Below are 24,890 nucleotides of genomic sequence, written 5' to 3'. Positions count from 1 at the left end.
CGGCACTGAGAGCCTCGGTACTGAGAGTCGAGGTACTGGGTCCGGGCGCCGGGTGCCTCGGGCTCAGGCGGCCTTCTCCGCGGCAGCGTCGTCCTGGGGGAGCGGCGCGGCGATCAGCCGGCGCAGCAGGTCGGTGCGGGCGGCGGGCGCGGCGTCCGTCAGGAGCGCGGCCAGTACGGCGATCCGGGCCTGGCCCGCACGCAGCGTGCCGGAGAGCACGGCCCCCGCGGCGACCAGGTCGACGGCGCCGCCACCGGTGTAGATCTCGGCGAGCGGCCCGGCCGGGACCCGGGTGCTGACGGCGACCAGGACACCGCGGCGGACGGCGGCGGAGACCGCGTCGACGAACTCGGGTGTCGCGTTGCCCGCCCCCGTGGCGACGAGCACGATGCCCTGCGCGCCCGCGGCGAGAGCAGCCTCGAAGAGAGCCGGGTCGGCGTCGCTGTGATGCATGACGATGTCGACGCGCGGTATGCGGGCCCCGTCCTGCGGCGCGGGCAGCGGGGCCGGGCGCTGCGGCGTGTTGCGGATGTCCACCCGTCCGAAGCCGAGGCGGCCGAGGGGCCCGGCCGACGGGTCGGCGAACGCGTTGGCGGCGAGGGTCTGCGTCTTCACCGTGCCACGCGCGGCGTGCACGCTCCCGTCGAACACGACGAGAACGCCCAAGTCCCGTACGGACGCGGCAACTTGAAGCGCGTCGTACATATTGCCCGGCCCGTCGCCGTCGGTGGCGCCGAGCGGCTTCTGCGCGCCCGTGAGCACCACCGGGCGCGGGTCGTCATGGTGCAGGTCGAGCAGGAACGCGGACTCCTCCAGGGTGTCCGTACCGTGCGTGACGACGATGCCGTCCACGGCCGGGTCGGCGAGAACCTCGCGGACGGTGCGCAGCAGGGTCAGCTGCCGCTCGGTGGTCATCCGCGAGCTGTTCACGTTGAACAGGTCGACGACCTCGACCTCCACCCCCTCCGGCACGGCGGCGCTGGCCAGGACGGTGTCCCCGCCGGCGTCGGCGGCGTAACCGGTGCCCTGCCAGCGGCTGGCGATGGTGCCGCCGGTGCTGATGAGAATGACGCGCTTGGGCGTGCGGATGCGTTCCATGGGGGCTGCCTCGCGTGGGGGTCGGGTGCGGCGCCTGGGCGGGGGCGCATGCATGTTCGATCTACAGCAAGGATAATTCGAGAAGGGCGCAATCGGATTGCGAATCCTGGCCGATGATCGCGCGATGTGTAGCGCACAATTGCGTCATGGACCGGATCGACTTGCATATCTTGCGTGAGCTGCAGAGCGATGGGCGTCTCAGCAACCAGGAACTGGCCCAGCGGGTCGGCCTGAGCCCGTCGCCCTGCATGCGCCGCGTCCGCCAGCTGGAGAACGACGGCGTGATCCTCGGGTACCGCGCGGTCGTGGACCCGGACGCCGTCGGCCGTGGCTTCGAGGTCCTCGTCTCCATCGAGGTGCGCCGCGACCGCGCGACCGTCGAGGCTTTCGAGCGCGCCCTCCAGGACATCCCGGACGTCATCGAGGCCTACCGCCTCTTCGGCAGCCCGGGTTGTCTGCTGCGTATCGCGGTCGCCGACCTGGCCGCGTACGAACGGCTGTGGATCGAGCGGCTCACCACGCTCGACGGGGTGACCGAGGTGAACTCGCAGATCATCATGAAGCGCGTGAAGGAACCGCGGGGTCTGCCGGTCGGACCGGCCTGACCGGTCCGCCTCGGCTGAGAAACCGGGACGGAAAAAAGAAGTGGCGGGCCGCCGGTGCTCGGGACTACCGTCGTCCTCGTTCGCCGGGTGGTCCGCCGCCCGGGGAGACCGACCGAGCGCTGAGAAGTGAGAAGGGGGAGGTGTTGACCGATGACTGTCGCTGCGATGGGCGTTGCCCGCATCCGGAAGTTCGTCACGTCCACCTCCCTGGCCACCGGCTGAGCCGATCCGCTCCCTTCACATCGCCGGGGCCGCCCTTCGAAGGGTCACCCCTTGTCTCTCCACGCCGACCACCCCGTCCTCGCCTCCTACGGCTGGGACCCCCAATGGGCCGCCGAGTTCGCCCCCTATGCCGAGCGCGGCCTCGTGCCCGGCCGGGTGCTGCGCGTCGACCGCGGGCGGTGCGATCTCGTCACGCCCGACGGCACCGTGCACGCCGACACCGAGTACGTCGTACCGCGCGACCCCATGAAGGTCATCTGCACCGGTGACTGGGCCGCCGTCGACCCTGCCGACCGCGACCCGCGCTACGTCCAGGCGTATCTGCCGCGCCGCACCGCGTTCGTGCGGTCCACCTCCTCCAAGCGGTCCGAGGGGCAGATCCTCGCCGCGAACGTGGACCACGCCATCATCGCCGTGTCCCTCGCCGCGGAGCTCGACCTCGGGCGGATCGAACGGTTCCTGGCGCTCGCCTGGGAGTCCGGGGCCCAGCCGCTGGTCGTCCTCACCAAGGCCGACCTGGTGCCCGACCCCGTCACGCTGTCGTACCTGGTCTCCGACGTGGAGACCAGCGCGCCCGGCGTCCAGGTGCTGCCCGTCAGCGCCCACGACGGCGACGGCACCGATGTCCTGCGGGCCGTCGTGGCCGACGGCACATCCGTGCTGCTCGGCCAGTCCGGTGCCGGGAAGTCCACGCTCGCCAACGCACTGCTCGGCGCCGACCTGATGGACGTACAGGCGGTCCGTGACATGGACGGCAAGGGGCGGCACACGACAACCACCAGGAACCTGTTCGCGCTGCCCGGCGGAGGCGTCCTCATCGACACGCCGGGCCTGCGCGGTGTCGGCCTCTACGACGCCGAGGCCGGGGTCGGCCAGGTCTTCTCGGAGATCCAGGAACTGGCGCGGGACTGCCGCTTCCAGGACTGCGCGCACACCGTGGAACCCGGCTGCGCGGTGCTCGTCGCGCTGGCCGACGGAACGCTCCATCAGCGTCGGCTGGACAGCTACCGCAAGTTGTTGCGGGAGAACCAGCGGCTTGCCGCCCGTACGGACGCCAGGTTGCAGAGCGAGATGCGGAAGGTGTGGAAACAGCGAGGCGCGCAAGGCCGCGCCGCGCTGGAGGCGAAGCGGGGGCGCCTCATGTAGGGCCGTCGTTTCGTCGCCGGGCGCGGGCCGGTGGGGACTTCTCGCGCAGTTCCCCGTGCCCCTGAAATGCGCACTGCGTGTGCCATTTCAGGGGCGCGCATCACACGCGCCCCTGGGGCTGCGGCGAAGCCGCATGCTTCAGGGGCGCGGGGAACTGCGCGCTCAGCCCCCACCGGCCCGCAGCCGACCCTACGACCCCCGGAGGGAAACGCCGCGTCCGAAATCCGCCAGCCCCCAGCGGAGCGCAAGCGCACACTGGAGGGCGTGATGATCGACGAGGACACGCGGTACGAAGCCGTGCGGAGCCGGGACGCCCGGTTCGACGGTGAGTTCTTCTTCGCCGTCGAGACCACCGGCATCTACTGCCGCCCGAGCTGCCCCGCGGTCACCCCGAAGCGGCAGAACGTGCGGTACTACGCGTCGGCCGCCGCCGCGCAGAGCAGCGGGTTCCGGGCGTGCCGGCGGTGCCGGCCGGACGCCGTGCCGGGGTCCGCCGCCTGGAACGTGCGGGCCGACGTCGTGGGCCGCGCGATGCGGCTCATCGGGGACGGCATCGTCGACCGGGAGGGCGTCGGCGGCCTCGCCGGGCGGCTCGGGTACAGCGCGCGACAGGTGCAGCGGCAGCTCACCGCCGAGGTGGGTGCCGGGCCCGTCGCCCTCGCCCGCGCCCAGCGCGCCCACACCGCGCGGGTGCTGCTGCAGACGACGCCGCTGCCGGTCACGGAGATCGCGTTCGCGGCCGGGTTCGCCAGCGTGCGGCAGTTCAACGACACGATCCGCGAGGTGTACGCCCGCACGCCCACGCAGCTGCGCACCGACGCGCCCGGCCGCGCCGAGGAGCGCCGCGCCGTCGCCTCCACCGCGGGGATCCCGCTGCGCCTCGCCCACCGCGGCGCGTATCAGGCCGGACCCGTCTTCGACCTGCTCGGGCATGAACTCCTCGACGGAGTGGAGGAGTTGACCGGCGACCGCGGCTCGCGCATGTTCCGGCGCACGCTGCGGCTGCCGTACGGCACGGGCATCGTCTCCGTCGACGAGGCGGGGCACGAGCAGCCAGGGCTGCGGGCCGAGCACCGCGGCGGCTGGCTGGACGCCCGGATCCATCTGACCGACCTGCGGGACCTGACCACGGCCGTGGGCCGGCTGCGGCGCCTGTTCGACCTGGACTCCGACCCGTACGCGATCGACGAGCGGCTCGGCGCCGACCCGCGGCTCGCCCCGCTGGTCGCCGCAAGGCCCGGCCTGCGCTCGCCCGGCGCAGCCGACCCGGAGGAGCTCGCGGTGCGGATCCTCGTCGGTGCTGGGGAGTCCGCGCGGCTGGTCGAGCGGTACGGAAAGCGGCTCGACGCCCCGTGCGGCGGACTGCACCGGCACTTTCCCGCACCGGACGCCCTCGCCGACGAGCCGGGTACGCTCGGCGCCCTCGCCCGCGCGCTGGCCGACGGCGCGCTGCGCCTCGATCCGGGCGCCGACCGCGATGATGCCGAGGAGGCGCTGCGGTCCTTGCCCGGTATGAGTGCGCGCGGCGCGGCGCTGATCCGGTTGCGCGCCCTCGGCGACCCGGACGTGGCCGTGCCCGGTGACGCCGTCTCCGGTGACGGGACCGCCGGTGACGCATGGCGGCCCTGGCGCTCGTACGCCCGTCAACACCTCATCGTAGAAGGACAGTTGTGAGCACACCCAGCGAGATGACGAAGTACTGCACCACCGTCGGGAGTCCGCTCGGTGAGCTGCTGCTGACCGCTGACGCCGACGGGGCCCTCACCTCCCTGTCCGTGCCCGGGCAGAAGGGCGGGCGGACGGTCCAGGGCCTGCCGGACGGATGCGTGCGCGACCCGGCGCGGTTCGCTGAGGTCACGCGGCAGCTCGACGCCTACTTCGCCGGTGAACTCAAGGAGTTCGACCTCAAGTTGCGGGCCGAGGGGACGGAGTTCCGGCGGCGCGTGTGGGGCGCTCTCGACGACGTGCCGTACGGGGCCACCACCTCCTACGGTGCCGTCGCCGCCGCGATCGGCGCCTCGGGCGTCGCCGTGCGGGCCGTCGGCGGCGCGATCGGCGCCAACCCCCTGCTCATCGTGCGCCCCTGCCACCGGGTGATCGGCGCCAGTGGTGCGCTCACCGGATACGCGGGCGGCCTGGAGCGCAAGGTGCGGCTACTCACCCTTGAGGGCTCCCTCCCGCACTTTTAGGCCGGGCCCAGGGCGACCGCTGCCGCGTACCCCTCCGGGACCGCCACGTCGCGCACCGACCAGCCGCCGGGTGCGCCGGGGGAGTCGGGCAGCGTTCCGACGTAGTCGAGGTCGGCGGCGCGGGACAGGCCCGTGCCGATGCCCTTGAGGTACGCCTCTTTGCGGACCCAGACGCGGGTCACGGCGATCCGGCGGTCCAACAGGTCGTCCAGCGCGGCCAGTTCGGCCTGCTCCCGGGGGTGCAGCACGGTCGTCAGGTCCTCGGCGGCCGCCGGGTCCGTCAGCTCCTCCACGTCCACGCCGACCGCCGCCGGGGCGAGGGCCACCAGCGCGAGGTCGCCGCCGTGGGAGAGGGAGAAGTGCAGCTCCGGCGCGTCCGCGACAGCCGGGCGGCCGTGCAACTCGCCGCACCCCGGGCACGGTTGACGCACGAACCGCACCGCGTCCGGCGTACACCCGAGCCGGTCGCCCAGGATGCCGCGCAGCGCCACGTGCGCGGTGATGTACCGCGTCCGGTGCCGGTCGAAGGCGAACGCGGCGGCCCGCCGCCGCTCGTCCGCGTCGAGGACGCCCGCGCCGCCGGAACCGCCCGCACCGTCTCGGGGACCGGCGTCGGTCCGCACCAGCCACAGCCCGACGGGCCCGGAGCTCGGCAACTCCCGTACGTGGTCCATGAGTCACGCCTCCAGATAACGCAGGACCGCGAGGATCCGCCGGTTGTGGGCGGCGGTGCGCGGCAGATCCAGTTTGTCGAAGACCGTGTTGAGGTGCTTCTCCACGGCGCTGAGGGAGAGGTGGAGGCGTTCGGCGATCCCCGCGTTCGTATGGCCCTGCGCGAGCACCTCCAGGACGTCGCGCTCCCGCGGCGTGAGCCGGCCCAGGAGGTCGGTGTGGGAGGAGCGCCCCACCAACTGCCGTACGACGTCCGGGTCGATGACCGTGCTGCCCGCGCGGATCCGCTCCAGCGCGTCCAGGAACTCGTCCACCTGCGCCACCCGGTCCTTGAGCAGATAGCCGATGCCTTCGGCGCCGCCCGCGAGCAGCTGGGTGGCGTAGCGGCGCTCCACGTGCTGCGACAGCACCAGGATGCCCGTCGACGGGCGCCGCCCGCGGATCTCCAGGGCCGCGCGCAGGCCCTCGTCGGTGTGTGTCGGGGGCATGCGGATGTCCACGACCACGACGTCGGGCGTGAGCGCGTCGACGGCGTCGGGCAGCGTCAGGGCGTCGCCGAGCGCGGCGACGACCTCGTGCCCCTCCTCGGCGAGCAGGCGGGCCAGGCCCTCCCGCAGCAGGGTCGAGTCCTCGGCGATGATCACGCGCACGGCAGCTCCGCGATGACGACGGTGGGTCCCCCGAGAGGGCTGGTGACACGCAGCCGGCCGTCGAGCGCCTCGACGCGGCCGCGCAGACCGGCGAGACCGGTTCCGGTGCCCTCCGAGGCGGCGCCGCCGCGCCCGTCGTCCCGTACGGACACGGTCAACACGCCCTTCACCGCGGACAGTTGAGCGGTGATCGTGTCGGCCTGTGCGTGTTTGGCGGCATTCGTCACGGCCTCGGACACGACGAAGTAGGCGGCGGCCTCGACGGGCGCGGGCAGCGGGTCCCGCACGTCGTACGCGAGGCGCAGCGGCACCGGGCTGCGCTCCGCGACTCCGCCGAGCGCCTCGCGCAGGCCGAGTCCGTCGAGCGCCGACGGATACACCCGCCAGGCCACTTCGCGCAGTTCGGTCAGGACGGCCCCCGACTCCTCGTGGGCCTGGCGCAACAGCGCCGCGGCCTGCTCGGGGGTGCGGCCGGGCCTGCGGGCCCGGCCGAGCAGCATGGCGAGCGCCACGAGCCGCTGCTGGAGACCGTCGTGCAGATCGCGCTCGATGCGGCGGCGCTCCGCGTCGACGGCGTGCACGATCGCGGCGCGGCCCGCGGCGAGTTCGTCGATACGCCGCTGGAGCCGCTCGCGCTCGGAGGGGCCGAAGGTGTCGCGGGCCAGGCGGGCGTCGAGGGCGTACAAGGAGAGGAAACCCTGGACGCCGAGGAAGAGGAAGACGCCGCCGAGGGCGGTCTGGCCGAGGAGTTGGGGCACGCCCACGCCACCGTGGGCCAGGGCGGCGACGAGGACCGCCGCGAGCACCGCGCCGAGCGCGAACAGCGCGAGGACGACCGCTGTCAGGAGACCCGCGTAGGTGTGGGCGGCCAGGTAGCGCAGGGCCTTGTCGCCCTCCGGTTCGTACAGTGCGGGGAAGCGGTCGCCGAAGCAGGCGGTGCGGCGGTGCCGGTCGAGCGCGGTGACCCGGCGGGCTCCGCCGGTCAGCGCGTGCCGGGCCCGCGGGCGGGTGCGGCGGACCAGGAGAAAGGGCCCGAGGACGGTTCCGGCGACGGCCAGGTAGCCGAGCCCGGCGACCGCGGTGGCACACCCGATGAGCACCCCGGCCCCTGTGCGCCCCACCCGTTTCGCCCCCACGTCGGCCGAGCCTACCGGCGCTGCCGGGCAGCCGGCCGCTGGTCGCCGTCGCGATGGCGACGGCGGCCCCGCAGGCGTACGGCCAGGTAGGTCACGACCGCGACGATCACCGCGGCCAGCACGATCTTCGAGAGCACGCCGACATATGTCTCCACCAGATCCCATTGGTCGCCCAGCCAGTAACCGGCAAGCACCAGAACCGAGTTCCAGACCAGGGAACCGAGGGCCGTCAGGGAGAGGAACACCGGCAGCGGCATCCGCTCGACGCCCGCAGGGACCGAGATCAGGCTGCGGAAGATCGGCACCATCCGGCCCAGCAGGACCGCTTTCGTGCCGTGCCGCTGGAACCAGGCCTCCGTGCGCTCCAGGTCGGAGACCTTCACCAGCGGAATGCGGGCCCACAGCGCGTACATCCGGTCGCGGCCGACGACGCGGCCGATCCAGTAGAGGATCGCGGCGCCCACGACGGAGCCGAGCGTCGTCCAGAACAGCGCGGAGGCCAGGGAGATCGCGCCCTGGCCCGCCGCGAACCCGGTCAGGGGCAGGATGACCTCGCTGGGCAGCGGCGGGAACAGGTTCTCCAGGGCGATCGCGAGACCGGCGCCGGGACCGCCGAGCACATCGACGAGGTCGGCGGCCCAGCCCGCGATGCCGCCGGTCGGCTCCGCGGCGGCGGCCAGGGTCACGAGAGGCATACGAGGTCTCCAGGCGTGGGCGATCGGATCGTCCGACGCGGCTGCCCCGAACTCCACCCAGGCTAGAAACCGCAGCTCAGCGCCACCACGAGGGTAACCGTTCGGCAAAGTGCGGCTTTCCGTGCCGGTGCCCCCGCGGTTTTCCGCAGGAGCACCGGGAGTCAAGTGATCCCAAAGACAGGCTCTTACGCGGGCATGCCCCAGCGCGCCGCCCGCGCGTTCGGCGTGACCGGCTCGATCCGCAGGTCCGGGCGGTCGCCCGCGGCGGTGACCAGTGCGGACTCGCCCTTGCGGAGCCTGATCCGGATGGCCCCGTCGCCCGTGCCGGCGTCTTCGTAGGAGAGTCGCCGACCGTGCCCGTCGCGCACCTCGACCGGGCCCGCGATGCCGTGACGCACCACACACGGCGCCCCCGCCTCGCTGACCAGGCGCACCCAGCGCGTGACGCCCTTCTCGCGGACCGCGCTCAGCAGGAAGGCGCCCTGGGTGCGGAAGTCGTGCACGGTCAGGTCCGCCCACGTGGCCGGCAGCGCCGGGAAGACCCGGACGACACCGCCCCACGACTGGCACACCATGTCGTGCAGCGACTGAGCCGCCGACAGCGGCGTCTCGATGACGGGACCCGACTCCTTGTACATCGTGTTGGCCTGGATGAAGCGGCTCATCAGCTCGCCCAGGTACTTCAGCGCGTCCTCGCCCTTGCCGAGCAGCGCCGACATCGAGGCCGCGCCCGTGAACGTATAGCCCTGCAGGGCTCCTTCGAAGCCGACCCAGTGGGCGAGGGACTTCTCGATCAGGGCGCGCTCGTCGGCGTCGCGGCCGGTGAGTTCGTACAGCGGGTAGACGGCGAGCATGTGCGAGTAGTGGCGGTGGGACTTGGCGAACGGGATGTCCGCGCCGATCATGAAGCCGTTCCCGTCGGTCGGATACGCGACGCGCTTGGTGAGCACCTCGCGCCAGCGAGGCGCCGACTCGTCCTCGATGCCCAGCAGTTCGGCCGATTCGAGCAGCGTGCGGCAGCCCCAGCTCAGCAGCATCAGGTCGTAGTTGCAGTCGCGGGTATTGCCGCCGTACTCGGGCGAGAACGTCGCGGGCAGGTGCAGTTTGCCGTCGGCGCCCGGCTCCAGGAAGTGCAGGTAGTAGGCGATCGCCTTGCGCAGCAGCGGGTAGAGGGTGTCGCGCAGGATCGACTCGTCCATGGTGTGGCGGTAGCTGAGCCACACGTTGTGCAGCGCCCAGGTGAGGTTGCCGACCTCGGGGGTGGGTGGGTCCTGGCCGGGGATGCCGACGCCGTAGCCCTGGGAGGTGCTGGTCGCGCCGCCGTTGACCAGGCTGACGTCCGTGGTGCGCGGGATGCCGAGCGAGTCGGCCCGGTACGCCGGGGCCATCTCGGCGGTGAGGTTGTCCCGGAACTCGCCGAGCGCCCGGGTCACGGCGTCGAGTTCGAGGTGGTTCGAGCCGTGGATCAGCCAGTACTCCAGCTGCACATTGAGGTTCCACCAGGTCGCGGGCCATGGCGTGGGCTCGAGCCAGGGGCCGCTCGTCGCCATGACGGGGGCGTCGCGGCGGGCGGCGGCGGCGACCTTGTAGAGCTGGATCCAGTAGAAGCGCTGGATCCGGGCGTCCGGCACCGACAGGAAGCTCTTGCGGTAGTACGCGTGCCACCAGGCGCGGTGCGGGACGGCGAGGGCGTCGTAGGGCAGGTTCGACACGAGGCGGACCGTGGCGAGGGCCTTGTCGCGGGCGGTGCTCTTCGGATACGAGTGCTCGACGTCGACGTACAGCGTGCGCGCCGCGCCGCGGGTGCGCTCGCGCCACGCGGTGACGTGCTCGCCGCCGGAGAGCAGCGACTGCACGGACGCGGACACGTCACCGGCGTACCGGCCGACCTCGGCCGGCGGGTTGGCCGTGTAGCCGTCCGGTATCGGCTTGAACGCGGCGCGGGGGCTCGTCGCCTCCGCCGGGTGGAACACCCACCGGAAGCCGCGTTCACCCGCGCTCGGGGTCACCTCGACGGCGAGTACGGACCGGGCGTTGTCGACCTGCGCGCGCAGCGTCAGGGTGCCTTTGTCGGTGGTGAGGGTGCCGGTCAGCTCCGCGTCGCGCAGCCGCAGGCGCCAGTCGAGGCCGGTGATCGTGCCGACGGGTTCGAGGGTGAAGTATCCGATGGGCAGCCGCGCGAGCCCGAAGAGCGAGCCGAATTCGGGGCGGTGGTCCTGCACTTCGGAGTGCTGGATGTTGAAGCGGACCGCGTTCTTCCCTGGCTCCTGATAGATGCCGGAGCCGAGGCGGCCGTTGCCCAGGTACGGGCCCTCGTACCAGGTCGTCGGCATCTTCTGCCAGACGAGGTCGGCGTCGTCGAGCACGCTGCGCCAGGCATCGGCCTCGGCCCGGGGGCCGACGGGGCGCACGGGAGGCTGTTCGGCGGTCGTGGCCGCGGTCGCCTGCGCGGGCAGGGTGCCCACGAGCGCGGCACCGCCGAGCGCGGATCCGGTGGCCAGCACGGTTCGTCTGGACGGGGTTGGCATGACGTCGCCTCCTGGCGGCTCGGCGGCTCAATGATTCTCACGATTCATCGGAGCTATCCCGCGCAGCAAGCTAGAGAAGTGACGCGATCGCGTCAATAGGGAGGGATCAAGCAGAATAGATCCGATGGATCGGCTGGATCAGCCCCAGATCTCGGCCCCGGCCCACGCCCCCACGATCAGCAGGCACGCGAACAGTTCGGCCAGGACGCTGGAGCCGCCCGCCCGCATGGCCGTCCGGGTGGAGGCCACGGCGTCCCCGTGACTGCCGAGCCGCCGCCGCTCCGATACGTAGATGCCGCCGACGAAGCCGGGAAGCGCGCCGATCACCGGGACGACGCAGAACCCGACGAGCGCGCCGACGCCCGCCCAGACCGCGAGCCTGCGGGTCGCCCCCGCCTGCCGCAGCCTGCGCGGTGGCAGCTGCCACCGCAGCACCTGGGCGGCGAGCAGGGTGACGGTGGCGCCGACGAGGACGCCCCAGGCCAGACTGTCGGGGTCGCGCAGCGCCCAGACGGCGACCGCGGCCCACACCAGCCAGGACCCGGGCACACCCGGCACCAGTACCCCGCACAGGCCGAGCGCCAGCACGGCCCCGACCAGCAGGAGTTCCCACGCTCCCATGGCCCAAGGGTCTCCCAGGCACGGCGAACGCGCAGTTCAGGTCGGAGCGAGCCGGAGATCGGGGCGCGGTGAGCCGGAGGCCGGTGCCCGCGCCGGGCCGGGCGTCAGCGGGCCACCCAGCCCCGCTCGTACGCGTGCCAGCCGAGCTGCAGCCGGGTCGTCACCCCGGCCAGCTCCATCAGCCGCTTGACCCGCCGCTGCACCGTGCGCAGCCCCAGGTCCAGCTGCTTGGCCACGCTCACGTCGGTCAGCCCGGCCAGCAGCAGGGAGAGGATCTCCAGGTCGGTGCCGTCGGGCCCGTCGCCGCCGACCTCCTCCACCCGGCCGCTCTCCCCGAGCCGTAGCGGCAGCGCCTGGCGCCAGACCGCCTCGAAGAGCCCGGACAGGGATTCGAGCAGCCCGCTGGCGTGCACGACGAGCGCCGCGGGTTCCGAGGTGCGCGAGGTCAGCGGCACCAGCGCGAGGGTGCCGTCGGCGATCACCATCTTCGTCGGCACGGCGTCCACGACCCGCACCTGCTCGTCGCGGCCGATCGCCGCGGACAGCTCGGTCAGGCCGGTCGGCAGGGAGAGCACCTCCCGCTCGATGACGACGCGGTAGCCGACCCCGCGGCTGACGGCCTGCGGCTCCGCCTCGTTCTCCAGGCCTGTCACGGCGATCGGATTGCCGGTGACCAGGGCGCAGACCTCCGAGGTCGCGCCCAGCTGGATCTGCAGGAAGCGCTGCGAGACGGCCGCGGCTCCCGTCACCACCTCGACCAGGTCGTGCACCGCGGGCTCGGACGCCTGCGCCCGGTACTCCTCCGCGAGCAGCGCCGCGGCCAGCTCCGCCTTCTCCAGCTCGTGCCGGCGCTGGGTGAGCAGCGCGCCGAGAGCGACGCCCGGCGGGGCGGCCACCCACCGGCCGGGCCGCGCCGACGACTGGGCGGCGAGGCCGTGCCGCTCCAGGATGCGCAGGGTGAGCTCGGCGTCGTACTCGGCGAGTGTCAGCCGCCGGGCCAGATCGGACACATCGGCCGCGCCCACCGACACCAGGGCGCGATACGCCGACTCGTGCACCTCGTCCAGACCTATCGCACCCAGCATGCGGCGACGCCCCTCCCGACTAGTCCCACGCAGTCCCTTCCGACACCCCCCGTGGCGGGAACCGGCCACGGCACAAACCCGCCGCGCCCATCTTCCCCGTACCGACCGTCACTCTGCCAATGTGGCGCCACCGCAGCACCAACACCCGCCGGGAATATGCCGTTTGGGCCATATTCACCTGCGCTTTCACTTGGGGGAGAGCGATGCGTCCCACAGCGCGCACGGTCCTAGGGCGTGTCCGCGAAGTCCCGCCCTCCGGGCGGACGGCGGGACTTCGCGGACACGCCCTGGGCGCGGCGATCGCCGCCGTCCTGGCCGTCACCGCGGCCGCACCGGCCGGGGCACGAGAGGGGAGTGCCCCGGCCGACGGTCGGCCACTGGCGGGCAGCGCCGCCGCGGCCTCGGCCGCCAAGGGCACCACCGCCACGGTGACCCTCGTGACCGGCGACCGCGTCCTGGTCACCACCGACGCCAAGGGCAACAGCGCGGCCACCGCCCTGCCCTCCGCGGACGGCGGCACCCCGGCGGTGCTGCAGACCCGGCAGTCCGGCAAGGACCTGTACGTCTACCCGGACGGCGCGCTGCAGGCGATCGCCGCGGGCCGCGTCGACGAGCAGCTCTTCAACGTCACAGGGCTGGTCCGGCAGGGCTACGACGACGCGCACAGCGCGACCTTGCCGCTCATCGCCACCTACGACGCCTCCGTGGACGTCGCGCGCGCAGTGCCCGCCACCCCGCGCGGCGCCGCCCGCGGAGTCGTCCTCGACCCCATCGATGGCGTCGCCCTGAAGGCCGACAAGAAGAAGGCCGCCGACTTCTGGGCCGACATCACCACGCGCCGCTCCCGCGCGGCCGGTGACCTGAAGAAGGTCTGGCTCGACGCCAAGGCGCGGTCGCTGCTCGAGGAGTCGACCAGACAGGTCCACGCCGATCAGGCCTGGGCCGCGGGCTACGACGGCAAGGGCACCAAGGTCGCCGTCCTGGACACCGGCGTCGACACCGAGCACCCCGACCTCAAGGGCCGGGTCACCGAGTCGAAGAACTTCACCGACTCCGCCGACACCGACGACCACCAGGGCCACGGGACGCACACCACGTCCACGGTCGGCGGCACCGGCGCGGCCAGTGGCGGCAAGCAGAAGGGCGTCGCGCCCGGTACCACGCTGCTCAACGGCAAGGTCCTCAACGACGGCGGCTCCGGGGCCACTTCGTGGATCATCGCCGGTATGCAGTGGGCCGTCGACGAGGGCGCCGACGTCGTCTCCATGAGCCTCGGCAACCCTGACGAACTCGACTGCTCCGACCCGATGTCGCAGGCCACGCAGGAACTGGCCCGCTCGGCGAAGAACACCCTGTTCGTGATCGCCGCGGGCAACTCAGGGCCGACCCTCAACACGGTCTCCTCGCCCGGCTGCGTCCCCGAGGTGCTCACCGTCGGCGCCGTCGACAGCGACGACTCCACCGCGAGCTTCTCCAGCCGCAGCCCCGTCCAGCGCACCCACACCCTCAAGCCCGAGATAGCCGCCCCCGGTGTCGGCATCCTGGCCGCGGCCGCGGGCGGCCGGGGCGTGTACGCGTACCAGTCCATGAGCGGTACGTCGATGGCGACGCCGCACGTCGCGGGCGCCGCCGCCCTCGTGAAGCAGCGGCACCCCGACTGGGACGCGCAGGAGATCAAGACGGCCCTCGTCTCGTCCGCCGACGCCGACATCCCCGGCGACGTGCGCGAGACCGGCGGCGGCCGCCTCGACGTGAAGGCCGCGATCGACGGGACGGTGCTCGGCGCCGGCGCCGTCCAGGGCGGCACCTTCAACTGGCCGCAGGACACCAGCGACCGCACCACCGTCGACGTCCCCTACACCAACACGACTGACAGAGCAGTCAAGTTGAGCCTGTCCGTGGACGGCGTCACCGGCAACGACGGCTCCACGGTCCGCTCCTCCGTGGCGAAGCTCGGAGCGCGCACGGTCACCGTCCCGGCGGGCGGCACCGTCCAGATCCCGCTGAAGCTCGACCCCACGGCCTCCCTCAAGGCGGCCCAGTACGGCGACGTCACCGGCCGCGTGCTCGCCACCGGGCCCGGCGGGACGCACGTCTCCACCCCGTTCTCGCTCTACGTGGAACCCGAAACGGTCACCCTGCGCGTCAAGTTGATCGACCGTCAGGGCAAGCCCGCCGACGGCCCCTCCTCGCTCGACGTCATCGGCACCGACACCGCGTCCGGTGAGCGCAGGCCCAACGAGGGCGCCGCCGACCAGACGTACCGGCTGCGCCCCGGCGCCTACTTCCTCTCCAGCTTCATCGGCACCCCGGAGACAGCGGGCACCCTCCTCAACTCCCTTACGTACATGGCCCGTCCGCAGCTCGACCTGCGCAAGGACACCACGGTCGTGCTCGACGCCCGCACGGCGCACAAGCTGAGCGTCAAGACCGACAAGGCGTCCGAATCGCGCGGCGTCACCCTCGGGTTCGCCCGCAGCTGGGACGAGACCTGGCTGCACGCGGGCACCGCGGCCGGCAGCCGCTCGATCCGCTCCTACTACGCCGACGTGGACGGCCGGGCGAGCGACGGCACGTTCGAGTTCGACAGCTTCTGGCGTGCCGCCGCCCCGCAGCTCGCCGAGTTCGCCGTCGCCGGAGGCCCCGCGCTGCACCCGGCGACCGGCTCCACCGGCTCCAACAACCTCGACGGCACCGGCAGGGCGCGGCTCGTCGACGCCGGGTCCGGCACCGCCGAGGAGCTGGCCGCGGCCGGCGTCAAGGACAAGCTGGCCCTGGTCGAACTCCCGGAGGGCGCCAGCACCGGCACCATCGCGAGCGACGCCGCCGAGGCCGGTGCCAAGGCCGTCGTCATCTACCGCGCGGAGGCGGGGCGTTGGTACCCGTCCGCGGGGCTTGTCGGCGGCCCGCTGCCGATGATCGGCCTGGAGACGGCGGAGGGCACGGCGCTCGCCGCGCGGATCGCGGCCGGCACCACCACGCTGCGCTGGAAGGCCACCGCGAACAGCCCCTACATGTACAACCTGGCCTTCCCCGAGACCGGCCGGATCCGCTCGGACCGCACCTACCGCGTCCACGACGCCGACCTCGCCGCGAACAGGGCGACCTACCGCGCCATGGGCACCGCCACCGACTACGTCGACCTTCCCTCGGCGGTCCGGCCCTCCGGCCTCGTCGCCTCCTTCGGGGACATCGACACCGTCGCGGCACCTTCGCGGCGCACCGAGTACTACTCGGCGGCGGGCGGCACCGGCTGGGGCCACCAGGTGTCCAGCAGCTTCCCGTGGGGCGAGTTCATGATCGACCCCGTGCGGACGTACAAGAAGGGCGAGCACCGCACCGAGGAGTGGTACGGCGGCGCCCTCGCCCCGACCACCCCGCTCGACGCCTCCGGCGCACCGACCCTCGCGGCCGAACGTCAGGGCAACCTGATCGGTGTCGCCCCCGGCTTCTGGGGGGACGGCCAACACCAGGGCGTGCAGGGCGGTTTCGGTGACATCGGCGGAATGCAGCTCAAGCGCGACGGCGAGAGCGTCGGCGACACGGGCGTGCCGTTCGGCGTGTTCGAGGTCCCGGCGGACGACGCGGCGTACGAACTCACCCTGCACACCGCGAAGATCGGCTCCAAGGTCTGGAACCGCTCACCGGAGACCCTGACCACGTGGTCGTTCCGCTCGCACCTCGACGAGGACACCTACTCGCAGGGCATCCCGCTGCTCTTCCCGCACCTGACACTGCCGGAGGACGGCCTCAAGACCCTCGCCGCCGACGACGGCCAGGAGATCGGCCTGACGGCGACGGGACACGCCGGGTACGCCCCCGGCGAGCTGACGAAGGCCGCGCTCTCCTACTCGTACGACGGCGGGGAGACCTGGACCGAGGCGAAGACCTCGCGGCACGGCGGCAAGTGGACCGCGACCGTGGACCACGCAGGGGCCACCGGCAAGCAGGTCACACTCAAGGCGGAACTGACCGACTCGAAGGGCGCCTCGGTCACCCAGACCGTGACCCGTGCGTACGACGTGCGCTAGTTCGGCGACGTGCGCTAGTTCGGTAGTTCGACACTTCACCTGATCCGGTCCGCCGGGCGTCCTTCCCGTGGGGGGTGGGGCCGCCCGGCGGACCTATTGCGTGGGGGATTTTCCCGATGCCCCATTTTCGTACGGCCCGTGACGTGGACAATGTGGATATGAGCCAGCAGGGGGAGAAGCCCACCCGTCGCCCGGCCCAAGAGGACGACTGGTGGGGTCAGCTGTACGAAGACGCTGCAGCCGGCGACACCGGACCGGCCCCTACCGCGGACACCCTGGACGACCGGTTCGCCTCGGCCGGAGCGGTGACCGCTCCGCCGGGTCCCGTGCCCGCGCCCCGCGCCCCGGACGGCCTGTCCCGGCTGCCGTGGGAGGGCGTGCCGGGCGCTCCCGGCACGGCTGAGATCCGGGCCTCCAAGCCGTCGGAGCCGGATCCGGAGCCCGACCCCGAGCCCGCCGCGCCGGAGGCCCCCGCCTCCCTCACCGTGTCCTATGTGGGCGACGGCCCGCCCACCTACGACGCCGAGCCCACCGCGCTGCCGCCCGCCGACCCGGACGAACTGGAGGGCCTCGTCGCCGACACCGTGCTCGACGGGGCGCACTACGGCAGCAGCACCCTGCGCGCCGCCTCCGTACGCGGCGACTCCGCGCGCTACCGGGGCGAGCCGCGCCGCGACAGCCTGCTCACCGCCCGCTTCGGCAGCGGCCCCGGCGCGCTGATCCTCGTCGCCATGGCCACCGGGGCCCGCGCGACGCCGGGCGCGCACCGGGCCGCCGCCGAGGCCTGCGACTGGATCGGCCGCGCCGTGGGCCTCAGCTACGCGCGCCTCGCCGAGGACATCAGGGCGGGCCGCCGCGGCGACCTCAAGTCGGGCCTGCACCGGCTCACCGACCGCAGCCTCGGCAAGCTCCGGGCCGGCGCCGCCGAGCGGGGCCTGGACCCCGGGGAGTACGCGGCGGGCCTGCGCTGCCTGCTCGTGCCCGCCGACCCGGAGTGCCGCACCCGGGTGTTCTTCGGCGTCGGCGGGGGCGGCCTGTTCCGGCTGCGGGACGGCGAGTGGCAGGACATCGAGCCGAGCGTCGGCGAGCAGAGCGGCGCCCCGCTCATGAGCTACGGATCCCTGCCCGCCGCCGAGACCCCGGACGGCGACCGGCTCACCATGGACCTGGGGATCACCACGCCGCCCAGCCCGTACGAGCCCGCGCCCGAGCCGCCCCGCGACCCGTTCCGTTTCCGGGCCTCCGTCGCCCGACCGGGTGACACGCTGCTGCTGTGCACGGCGGGCCTGGCCGAACCGCTGCGCGGCGAACCCGATCTCTGCCGCCACCTGGCGCGCAGGTGGGCCGGAGCGGAGCCGCCGGGCCTCGCCATGTTCCTCGCGGACACCCAGGTTCGCGTCAAGGGATATGCCGATGATCGGACGGCAGCGGCCGTTTGGGAGGCGTAACGGCGCCCCTTGTGAATTCATGGAACCGACAAGCAGCGATCGGTTCCGAAGGGGCGCGTGAGTCATGGCCAAGCAGAACGTCGCCGAGCAGTTCGTCGACATCCTCGTCCGCGCGGGCGTCCAGCGCATGTACGGGGTGGTCGGTGACAGCCTGAACCCGGTCGTCGACGCGATCCGCCGCAACAGCGCCATCGACTGGGTCCACGTACGCCACGAGGAGACCGCGGCCTTCGCGGCGGGCGCCGAGGCGCAGATCACGGGGAAGATGACCGCCTGCGCCGGCTCCTGCGGGCCCGGCAACCTGCACCTCATCAACGGGCTCTACGACGCCCACCGCTCGATGGCCCCGGTCCTCGCCCTCGCCTCGCACATCCCGTCCAGCGAGATCGGGCTCGGCTTCTTCCAGGAGACCCACCCCGACCGGCTCTTCCAGGAGTGCTCGCACTACAGCGAGATGATCTCCAGCCCGAAGCAGATGCCGCGCGTCCTGCACACGGCCATCCAGAACGCGGTCGGGCGGTCGGGGGTCAGTGTCGTCACGCTGCCCGGTGACGTCGCCGACGAGGAGGCCCCCGACCAGGGCACCGAGACCGCCCTGGTCACGTCGCGGCCCAGTATCCGGCCCGGCGACGCCGAGATCGACAAGCTCGTCGAGATGATCGACGAGGCCGGCAAGGTCACCCTGTTCTGCGGCAGCGGCACCGCCGGGGCGCACGCCGAGGTCATGGAGTTCGCCGAGAAGCTCAAGTCCCCGGTCGGGCACGCGCTGCGCGGCAAGGAGTGGATCCAGTACGACAACCCCTTCGACGTCGGCATGAGCGGGCTGCTCGGCTACGGTGCCGCCTACGAGGCCACCCACGAGTGCGACCTGCTGATCCTGCTCGGCACGGACTTCCCGTACAACGCGTTCCTGCCGCAGAAGGACGTCAAGATCGTCCAGGTCGACGTGCGGCCCGAACACCTGGGCAGGCGCTCGAAGTTGGACCTCGCGGTGTGGGGCGACGTACGCGAGACGCTGCGCTGTCTGACCCCGCGGGTGCAGCCGAAGACGAATCGCCGCTTCCTCGACAAGATGCTGAAGAAGCACGCCGACGCTCTCGAAGGCGTCGTGAAGGCGTACACGCGCAAGGTCGAGAAGCACGTCCCGATCCACCCCGAGTACGTCGCCTCCGTCCTCGACGAACTCGCCGCGGACGACGCCGTGTTCACCGTCGACACCGGCATGTGCAACGTGTGGGCGGCGCGCTACATCTCGCCCAACGGGCGGCGCCGCGTCATCGGCTCCTTCTCGCACGGCTCGATGGCGAACGCGCTGCCGATGGCCATCGGCGCCCAGTTCGTCGACCGTAACCGCCAGGTGGTCTCCATGTCGGGCGACGGCGGCTTCTCGATGCTGATGGGCGACTTCCTCACCCTGGTCCAGTACGACCTGCCGGTGAAGGTCGTCCTGTTCAACAACTCCGCGCTGGGCATGGTGGAGTTGGAGATGCTGGTCGGCGGCCTCCCCTCGTACGGAACCACGAACAAGAACCCCGACTTCGCCGCCGTCGCCCGGGCCGCCGGCGCGTACGGCGTCCGCGTCGAGAAGCCCAAGCAGCTCGCGGGCGCGCTCAAGGACGCCTTCAAGCACAAGGGCCCGGCGCTCGTCGACATCGTCACCGACCCGAACGCCCTGTCCATCCCGCCGAAGATCAGCGCCGACATGGTGACGGGCTTCGCGCTGTCCGCGTCGAAGATCGTGCTCGACGGCGGGGTGGGCCGCATGGTGCAGATGGCCCGCTCCAACCTGCGCAACGTGCCGCGCCCGTGACCACGTGCTGCCGCCCGGCGGGTCCGGGCGGCAGCACACGGCACTCACACGGGACGCAGCCGCAACGTCAGGATCTGGAACGGCCGCAGGGACAGCGCGAGCCCCGTGTCCGAGGTCTCCGCAGGCTTCAGCGGACGCTCCAGGAGATCCGTCTCGTCGGCGCCCGACACCGGGAACGACGCCGTCAGCGTCGCGGTCGCGCGCCCGCCCCGCGACTCGTAGAGCCGCACCACGACATCGCCGCTGCGGTCCTCCGCGAGCTTCACCGACTCGATCGTCACCGCCGGGTCGTCGACCGTGACGAGCGGCGGGGCCTCACCCGACTCCGCGACCCGCAGCGGCAGATTCAGCGCGAGCCCGCCCGCCACCGCGTCGCCCGTCGAGGCTCCGGGCGCCAGCGCGTACGTGAAGCGGTGCGTGCCGAGATCGGTCTCGGGGTCGGGGCTGTGCGGAGCGCGCAGCAGCGTGAGCCGGACGGTGGTGCCGAGCCCCTCCTTGTGCGGGGTGCGGGTCACGTCGTGGCCGTACGTCGAGTCGTTGAGAAGGGCGACCCCGTACGTCTCCTCGGCCACGCGCAGCCAGCGGTGCGCGCAGATCTCGTAACGGGCCGCGTCCCAGCCGGTGTTGGCGTGCGTCGGCCGGTGCACGTGCCCGAACTGGATCTCGGCGGCGGACCGCTCCGCGTGCACGTCCAGCGGGAACGCCGCCTTGAGCACCTTCTCCGACTCCTGCCAGTCGATGTCGGTGACGACGTCGAGGCGGCGGCTGTCCGCCGCGAGCCGGTACTCCTGCGTGACGCGGGAGGCGCCGAAGGAGCGGACGACGCGGACCGTGACCCGCAGCGGCCCGTCCTCGACCAGCTCCACCGACTCGGCGTCCGTGAGATCGGTGCGGGTGTGCCGGTAGTGCGCGTCCAGGTCCCAGGCGTCGTACTGGGTGGGGTGGTCGGGGTGCAACTGGAGGAGGTTGCCGCGCGTCCCCGGGGCCAGGACCTCGCGGCCGCCGTGCCCCAGGTCCCGTACGGAGGCGAGCAGTCCGTCGCTGTCGACGGTCACCGTCAGATGCTCGTTCGCCAGCACGATCGCGTCGCCCTCGCGGGTCGCGGCGGCGTGGGCGCCCGGGCCGCGGGTGTGAGCGGCGGCCTCCGTCAGACTCCGGGACCCGAGCCCGTCGACGTTCACGTGCACCAACTGGTCGCCGTGCGCGATCACTTCACTGCGTGGGTACGGCGAGGCGTTGAATGCCGAGGCCTCGCCCGTGCCGAGCCGGCGGACGGCCTCGACCGTGATCTCGTCCAGTTCGGCCAGGACGCGCGCGTAGGTGTCGCGGGCCTCCCGGTGCACCCAGGCGATCGAGGAGCCGGGCAGGATGTCGTGGAACTGGTGCAGCAGGACCGTCTTCCAGAGGCGGTCCAGGGCGTCGTACGGGTAGGTGTACGTGGCGTCGCGCAGGGCCGCGGTGGCGCACCACAACTCGGCTTCTCGCAGGGCGTGTTCGGAGCGCCGGTTGCCCTGCTTCGTCTTCGCCTGCGTCGTGTACGTCGCCCGGTGCATCTCCAGGTACAGCTCACCGGACCAGACGGGCGCCTTCGCCCCGTACTCCTCGTACGCCGCCTCGAAGAACGCCGACGGCTTCTCGATCTCGACGCGCGGCGAGCCCTCCAGGGAGCGCAGCCGCCGCGCCTTCTCCAGCATCTCGCGGGTCGGACCGCCGCCGCCGTCACCCCAGCCGAACGGGACGAGGGAGCGCGAGGCACCGCCCTTCTCCGCGAAGTTCCGTTCCGCGTGCGCGAGTTCACGGGCATGGAACTGCGCGTTGTAGGTGTCCACGGGCGGGAAATGGGTGAACACGCGCGTGCCGTCGATGCCCTCCCACCAGAAGGTGTGGTGCGGCATCTTGTTCGTCTGGTTCCAGCTGAGTTTCTGCGTCAGGAACCACCTGGCGCCGGCCAGTTTCGCCAGCTGCGGGAACGCGGCGGTGTATCCGAAGGAGTCCGGCAGCCAGATCTCCTCCGTCTCCACGCCCAGCTCGTCCCGGAAGAATTTCTTGCCGTGCACCAGCTGCCGCGCGAGCGCCTCGCCACCCGGCATGTTCGCGTCGGACTCCACCCACATCGATCCGACCGGCGCCCAGTTCCCGTCCGCGACCGCCTTTTTGATCCGGTCCCAGATGTGCGGCTGGTGCTCCTTCACCCACGCGTACTGCTGCGCCTGTGAGCAGGCGAAGACCAGCTCCGGGTAGTCGCGGGCCAGCGCCGTGACGTTGGCGAACGTGCGCGACGCCTTGCGGACCGTCTCGCGCAGCGGCCACAGCCACGCCGAGTCGATGTGCGCGTGCCCGGCCGCCGAGATCCGGTGCGCGCTCGCGGATGCCGGGCGGGACAACACCTCGGTGAGCTCGGCGCGGGCCGCGGCCGCCGTCGCGGCCACGTCGTGCAGATCCAGTACGTCCAGCATCCGCTCCAGGGCCCGCAGGATGTCGTGCCGCGCGGCACGCTCCGCGTCCAGCTCGTGCATCAGCTCCGACAGCACCTCGACGTCGAGAACCAGATGCCAGACGTCCTCGTCGAGTACGGCCAGGTCGGCAGAGCGGAATCGGTAGATCGGGCCATCCCCTGCGGTCAGGACGTCGCCGAGGGGGGTCGGCTCGAAGTCCTCGAGCACCGCCGGATTGGCCGCGGCCTCCAGCAGCAGATGCACCGGCTCCCCTCCGACGGCGGGCGCCGCGATCGTGAGGTGCCGGTTGCGCGGATGGATGCCCTTCAGGGGCACGCCCGAGGCGTCGTACAACAGCCCTTCCGCCTGAAACCCGGGCCCCTGCCCCGTGAATCCGGGGTCCACCACGACCTCGACGCGCCGCCCCGCCCACTCCGCGGGCACCTCTCCCTGGATGCGGAACCAACTGGTCGACCAGGGTTTGCCCCACACGGAGCCGGATGCGAAGGGCTCGTACGTTCCTGTAAGTGCCTCGGCCACGGGTACGGGCTCGCCCGGCGCGTGCCAGACGCTCAGCGTCAGCGGCATCCGCGCGGCGTACTGCGCCGGTCGTACGAACTGGCGCATCGCCCGCTCGAATCGGCCCTCCACGAGCTGTCGGTCGTCGTGCACAACGGCTCCTTCCGGTCCTCGTCCTACTGGAATCCCAGCTTCCTTCCCCGCCCGGCCGGTGGACACCCGTGACAGGTCGACGAATCAACAAGAGTGCCGACATTCCCAATGGGCATGCATCCCCGTGAACGCGTTCGACAGATTCGACAGACAGGCCGAAGAGCACGAGTCCAGAGCGAGGAAGGCATAGGGATCGGCGTGTGGGCGGGGGTCATGAAAAGGCAGGTACAGGGGGGCGGCCCGAAAAGGGCCGGAGCACCCATCGGGCATAAAGAGAAAACCGGGGCCGCACGGGGGGACGGACCGCCGTTACAGCTCAAGCGGATGCTGGGCAAGGCGGACTTACGGGCCGTACCGGAGACCAGGCGCGCACTGCGTGAACTGCTCCGTCAGTGGGGCCGGCCGGGCAGGTCGGAGATAGCCGAGCTGCTCACCAGTGAGCTGGTCACCAACGCGCTGGTGCACACGGACCGCGACGCGGAACTCACGGCGACGGTGGGCCCGCGCGGCCTGCGGGTCGAGGTCAGGGACGATACGTCGCGCAGGCCGAAGCTGCGGGTACCGATCGCCGACGACGGTACGAACGGCAGAGGCCTGCTCCTCGTGCAGTCCCTCGCGGACGCCTGGGGCGTCGTGATGCTCGGGGCGGGCCGGACGGGGAAGGTGGTGTGGTTCGAACTGGACGGCGGCACCGTGTGACCTTCACGTCATCACGGCACCGCCGTACCACCCGTCCGGCAGGACGGGGCGTCAGCCGAACTGCTGCTCAAGGTCCTTGAGCTTTCGCTCGAGCGAGTCGAGCCGGGGCAGCGCCTGCGTGTCGTCCTCCGCCGTCAGATCGACGGAGGTCGTCGGGGGCGGTTCAGCGCCGCTCCCGACGGCCTGGAGCGAGGGCCGGGCGCGCAATGGAAGCTGGTCCTGCGAGAGATCGGAGGGCGTGCTCCCGGGCGATATGGCAGGCTCCGCGCCGCCTTGCGCGGAGCCTGCCGAGGCTGTCACGGCGGGCACCTCCACCTGGCGTCCGCCACGCCCGCCGAACGAGCGCTGGCCACGGCTGAGCGCCCGCAGCTGCGCCCGCTCCAGCTTGCCGTGCTCGCGCCGCCGCATCCGGTTGTGCGTCTTCTGCCGCTTGTCCTCGCGCACCTCGTCGACGGCCTCGTCCAGGGTCCGTACGTTCTCCAGGAGCATCAGCGACCAGGCGCTGTATGTCTCCCGGGGCGCACGCAGCCACCGCACTATCCGGATCTGCGGCAACGGCCGTGGCACCAGGCCCTGTTCGCGCAGCGCCGCGCGGCGCGTCTGCTTCAGGGCGCGGTCGAAGAGCACCGCCGCCGACAGGGACATCCCCGCGAAGAAGTGCGGGGCGCCCGCGTGGCCCAACCCCCGTGGCGCATGGACCCAGTTGAACCAGGCGGCGGCGCCCGCGAACGTCCACACGAGTATCCGGGAGCCGAGCGCGGCGTCACCGTGGCTGGCCTCGCGCACCGCGAGCACCGAGCAGAACATCGCGGCACCGTCGAGCCCGAACGGGACGAGGTACTCCCAGCCCCCGGACAGGTTCAGGTTCTGCCGGCCGAAGCCGACCAGGCCGTGGAAGGAGAGCGCGGCGGCCACGGCGGCGCAGCAGAACAGCAGCACGTACGAGGCGGAGCCGTAGACGGTCTCCTTGCGCCTGCGGCGCTCCTCGCTGCGCTCCCACGACTCGTCCTTCGACGACCCGCCTTTCTTTCCGTGGTCCCCGGCGCGCTTGCCGCGCGCGAGCACCGCCACCGCCGCCAGCAGGCCCAGGAGCAGCACGGCGCCCGGAAGCAGCCAGTCCAGCGATATGTCGGTCAGTCTCATCTGGG

18 protein-coding genes are annotated in these 24,890 nt (G+C 72.3%); 8 read left to right on the top strand and 10 right to left on the bottom strand.

Going from position 1 to position 24,890, the window contains the following annotated elements; genetic code table 11:
* Positions 1–63: 63 nt before the first annotated feature.
* A complete protein-coding gene (locus tag ACIREE_RS19795; protein WP_404153433.1) occupies positions 64–1,098 on the bottom strand; it encodes an asparaginase in 1,035 nt (344 codons plus the stop codon).
* A 146-nt stretch (positions 1,099–1,244) separates the two neighbouring features.
* Here ACIREE_RS19795 and ACIREE_RS19790 point away from each other — a divergent pair, with 146 nt between their 5' ends.
* From ACIREE_RS19790 to ACIREE_RS19775, 4 genes are all read left to right on the top strand, one after another.
* Positions 1,245–1,703: an Lrp/AsnC family transcriptional regulator gene (locus tag ACIREE_RS19790; RefSeq protein WP_404153431.1), complete on the top strand. Its 459-nt coding sequence runs from the start codon at positions 1,245–1,247 to the stop codon at positions 1,701–1,703.
* Positions 1,704–1,976: 273 nt separating this feature from the next.
* Positions 1,977–3,071 carry a ribosome small subunit-dependent GTPase A gene (rsgA, locus tag ACIREE_RS19785; RefSeq protein WP_404153428.1) on the top strand — a complete coding sequence of 365 codons (1,095 nt, stop codon included), beginning with the start codon at positions 1,977–1,979 and terminating at the stop codon, positions 3,069–3,071.
* 267 nt (positions 3,072–3,338) lie between these two features.
* The gene (locus tag ACIREE_RS19780) at positions 3,339–4,745 is read left to right on the top strand and encodes a DNA-3-methyladenine glycosylase 2 family protein (RefSeq protein ID WP_404154241.1); all 1,407 of its coding nucleotides are present in this window, start codon (positions 3,339–3,341) and stop codon (positions 4,743–4,745) included.
* A gap of 14 nt (positions 4,746–4,759) precedes the next feature.
* Entirely contained in the window at positions 4,760–5,260 is a 501-nt protein-coding gene (locus ACIREE_RS19775; protein ID WP_404154238.1) for a methylated-DNA--[protein]-cysteine S-methyltransferase, read from the top strand.
* Here ACIREE_RS19775 and ACIREE_RS19770 read toward each other — a convergent pair.
* From ACIREE_RS19770 to ACIREE_RS19740, 7 genes are all read right to left on the bottom strand, one after another.
* Positions 5,257–5,934, bottom strand: coding sequence for a 4'-phosphopantetheinyl transferase family protein (locus ACIREE_RS19770; protein WP_404153426.1), 678 nt, complete (start codon positions 5,932–5,934; stop codon positions 5,257–5,259). The genes ACIREE_RS19775 and ACIREE_RS19770 overlap by 4 nt on opposite strands.
* A 3-nt stretch (positions 5,935–5,937) precedes the next feature.
* Positions 5,938–6,582 (bottom strand): response regulator, encoded by a 645-nt coding sequence (locus tag ACIREE_RS19765; RefSeq protein ID WP_404153424.1) that lies wholly within the window; start codon positions 6,580–6,582, stop codon positions 5,938–5,940.
* Positions 6,573–7,718 (bottom strand): sensor histidine kinase, encoded by a 1,146-nt coding sequence (locus ACIREE_RS19760; RefSeq protein WP_404153421.1) that lies wholly within the window; start codon positions 7,716–7,718, stop codon positions 6,573–6,575. The genes ACIREE_RS19765 and ACIREE_RS19760 overlap by 10 nt, the downstream gene beginning before the upstream one ends.
* Before the next feature lie 11 nt (positions 7,719–7,729).
* The gene (locus tag ACIREE_RS19755; RefSeq protein ID WP_404153418.1) at positions 7,730–8,413 is read right to left on the bottom strand and encodes a DedA family protein; all 684 of its coding nucleotides are present in this window, start codon (positions 8,411–8,413) and stop codon (positions 7,730–7,732) included.
* 185 nt (positions 8,414–8,598) lie between these two features.
* The gene (locus ACIREE_RS19750; protein WP_404153414.1) at positions 8,599–10,941 is read right to left on the bottom strand and encodes a glycosyl hydrolase family 95 catalytic domain-containing protein; all 2,343 of its coding nucleotides are present in this window, start codon (positions 10,939–10,941) and stop codon (positions 8,599–8,601) included.
* Between the two features lie 138 nt (positions 10,942–11,079).
* On the bottom strand, positions 11,080–11,562 hold the full coding sequence (locus ACIREE_RS19745; RefSeq protein ID WP_404153411.1) for a DUF456 domain-containing protein: 483 nt from the start codon (positions 11,560–11,562) through the stop codon (positions 11,080–11,082).
* A 104-nt stretch (positions 11,563–11,666) separates the two neighbouring features.
* Positions 11,667–12,647, bottom strand: a complete 981-nt coding sequence (locus ACIREE_RS19740) for a helix-turn-helix transcriptional regulator (RefSeq protein WP_404153408.1) — start codon at positions 12,645–12,647, stop codon at positions 11,667–11,669.
* Between the two features lie 203 nt (positions 12,648–12,850).
* Here ACIREE_RS19740 and ACIREE_RS19735 point away from each other — a divergent pair, with 203 nt between their 5' ends.
* From ACIREE_RS19735 to ACIREE_RS19725, 3 genes are all read left to right on the top strand, one after another.
* Positions 12,851–16,678, top strand: a complete 3,828-nt coding sequence (locus ACIREE_RS19735; RefSeq protein ID WP_404153405.1) for a S8 family peptidase — start codon at positions 12,851–12,853, stop codon at positions 16,676–16,678.
* A 158-nt stretch (positions 16,679–16,836) separates the two neighbouring features.
* Positions 16,837–18,126, top strand: a complete 1,290-nt coding sequence (locus ACIREE_RS19730; protein ID WP_404153403.1) for a protein phosphatase 2C domain-containing protein — start codon at positions 16,837–16,839, stop codon at positions 18,124–18,126.
* Positions 18,127–18,190: 64 nt separating this feature from the next.
* Positions 18,191–19,936, top strand: coding sequence for a pyruvate dehydrogenase (locus ACIREE_RS19725; protein ID WP_404153401.1), 1,746 nt, complete (start codon positions 18,191–18,193; stop codon positions 19,934–19,936).
* A 44-nt stretch (positions 19,937–19,980) separates the two neighbouring features.
* Here the strand turns inward: ACIREE_RS19725 and ACIREE_RS19720 are convergent, their stop codons facing one another.
* Positions 19,981–23,043, bottom strand: a complete 3,063-nt coding sequence (locus tag ACIREE_RS19720; RefSeq protein ID WP_404153398.1) for an alpha-mannosidase — start codon at positions 23,041–23,043, stop codon at positions 19,981–19,983.
* A gap of 324 nt (positions 23,044–23,367) precedes the next feature.
* Here ACIREE_RS19720 and ACIREE_RS19715 point away from each other — a divergent pair, with 324 nt between their 5' ends.
* Positions 23,368–23,742 (top strand): ATP-binding protein, encoded by a 375-nt coding sequence (locus ACIREE_RS19715; protein WP_404153395.1) that lies wholly within the window; start codon positions 23,368–23,370, stop codon positions 23,740–23,742.
* Between the two features lie 51 nt (positions 23,743–23,793).
* Here the strand turns inward: ACIREE_RS19715 and ACIREE_RS19710 are convergent, their stop codons facing one another.
* Positions 23,794–24,885, bottom strand: coding sequence for a DUF2637 domain-containing protein (locus tag ACIREE_RS19710; protein WP_404153393.1), 1,092 nt, complete (start codon positions 24,883–24,885; stop codon positions 23,794–23,796).
* Positions 24,886–24,890: the final 5 nt, after the last annotated feature.

Origin of the sequence: Streptomyces sp. NPDC102467 (genome assembly GCF_044765445.1) — a bacterium.
Lineage (GTDB): Bacteria > Actinomycetota > Actinomycetes > Streptomycetales > Streptomycetaceae > Streptomyces.
The sequence above is the reverse complement of the archived record's forward strand: the minus strand, read 5'-3'. Positions and strand labels throughout refer to the sequence as shown.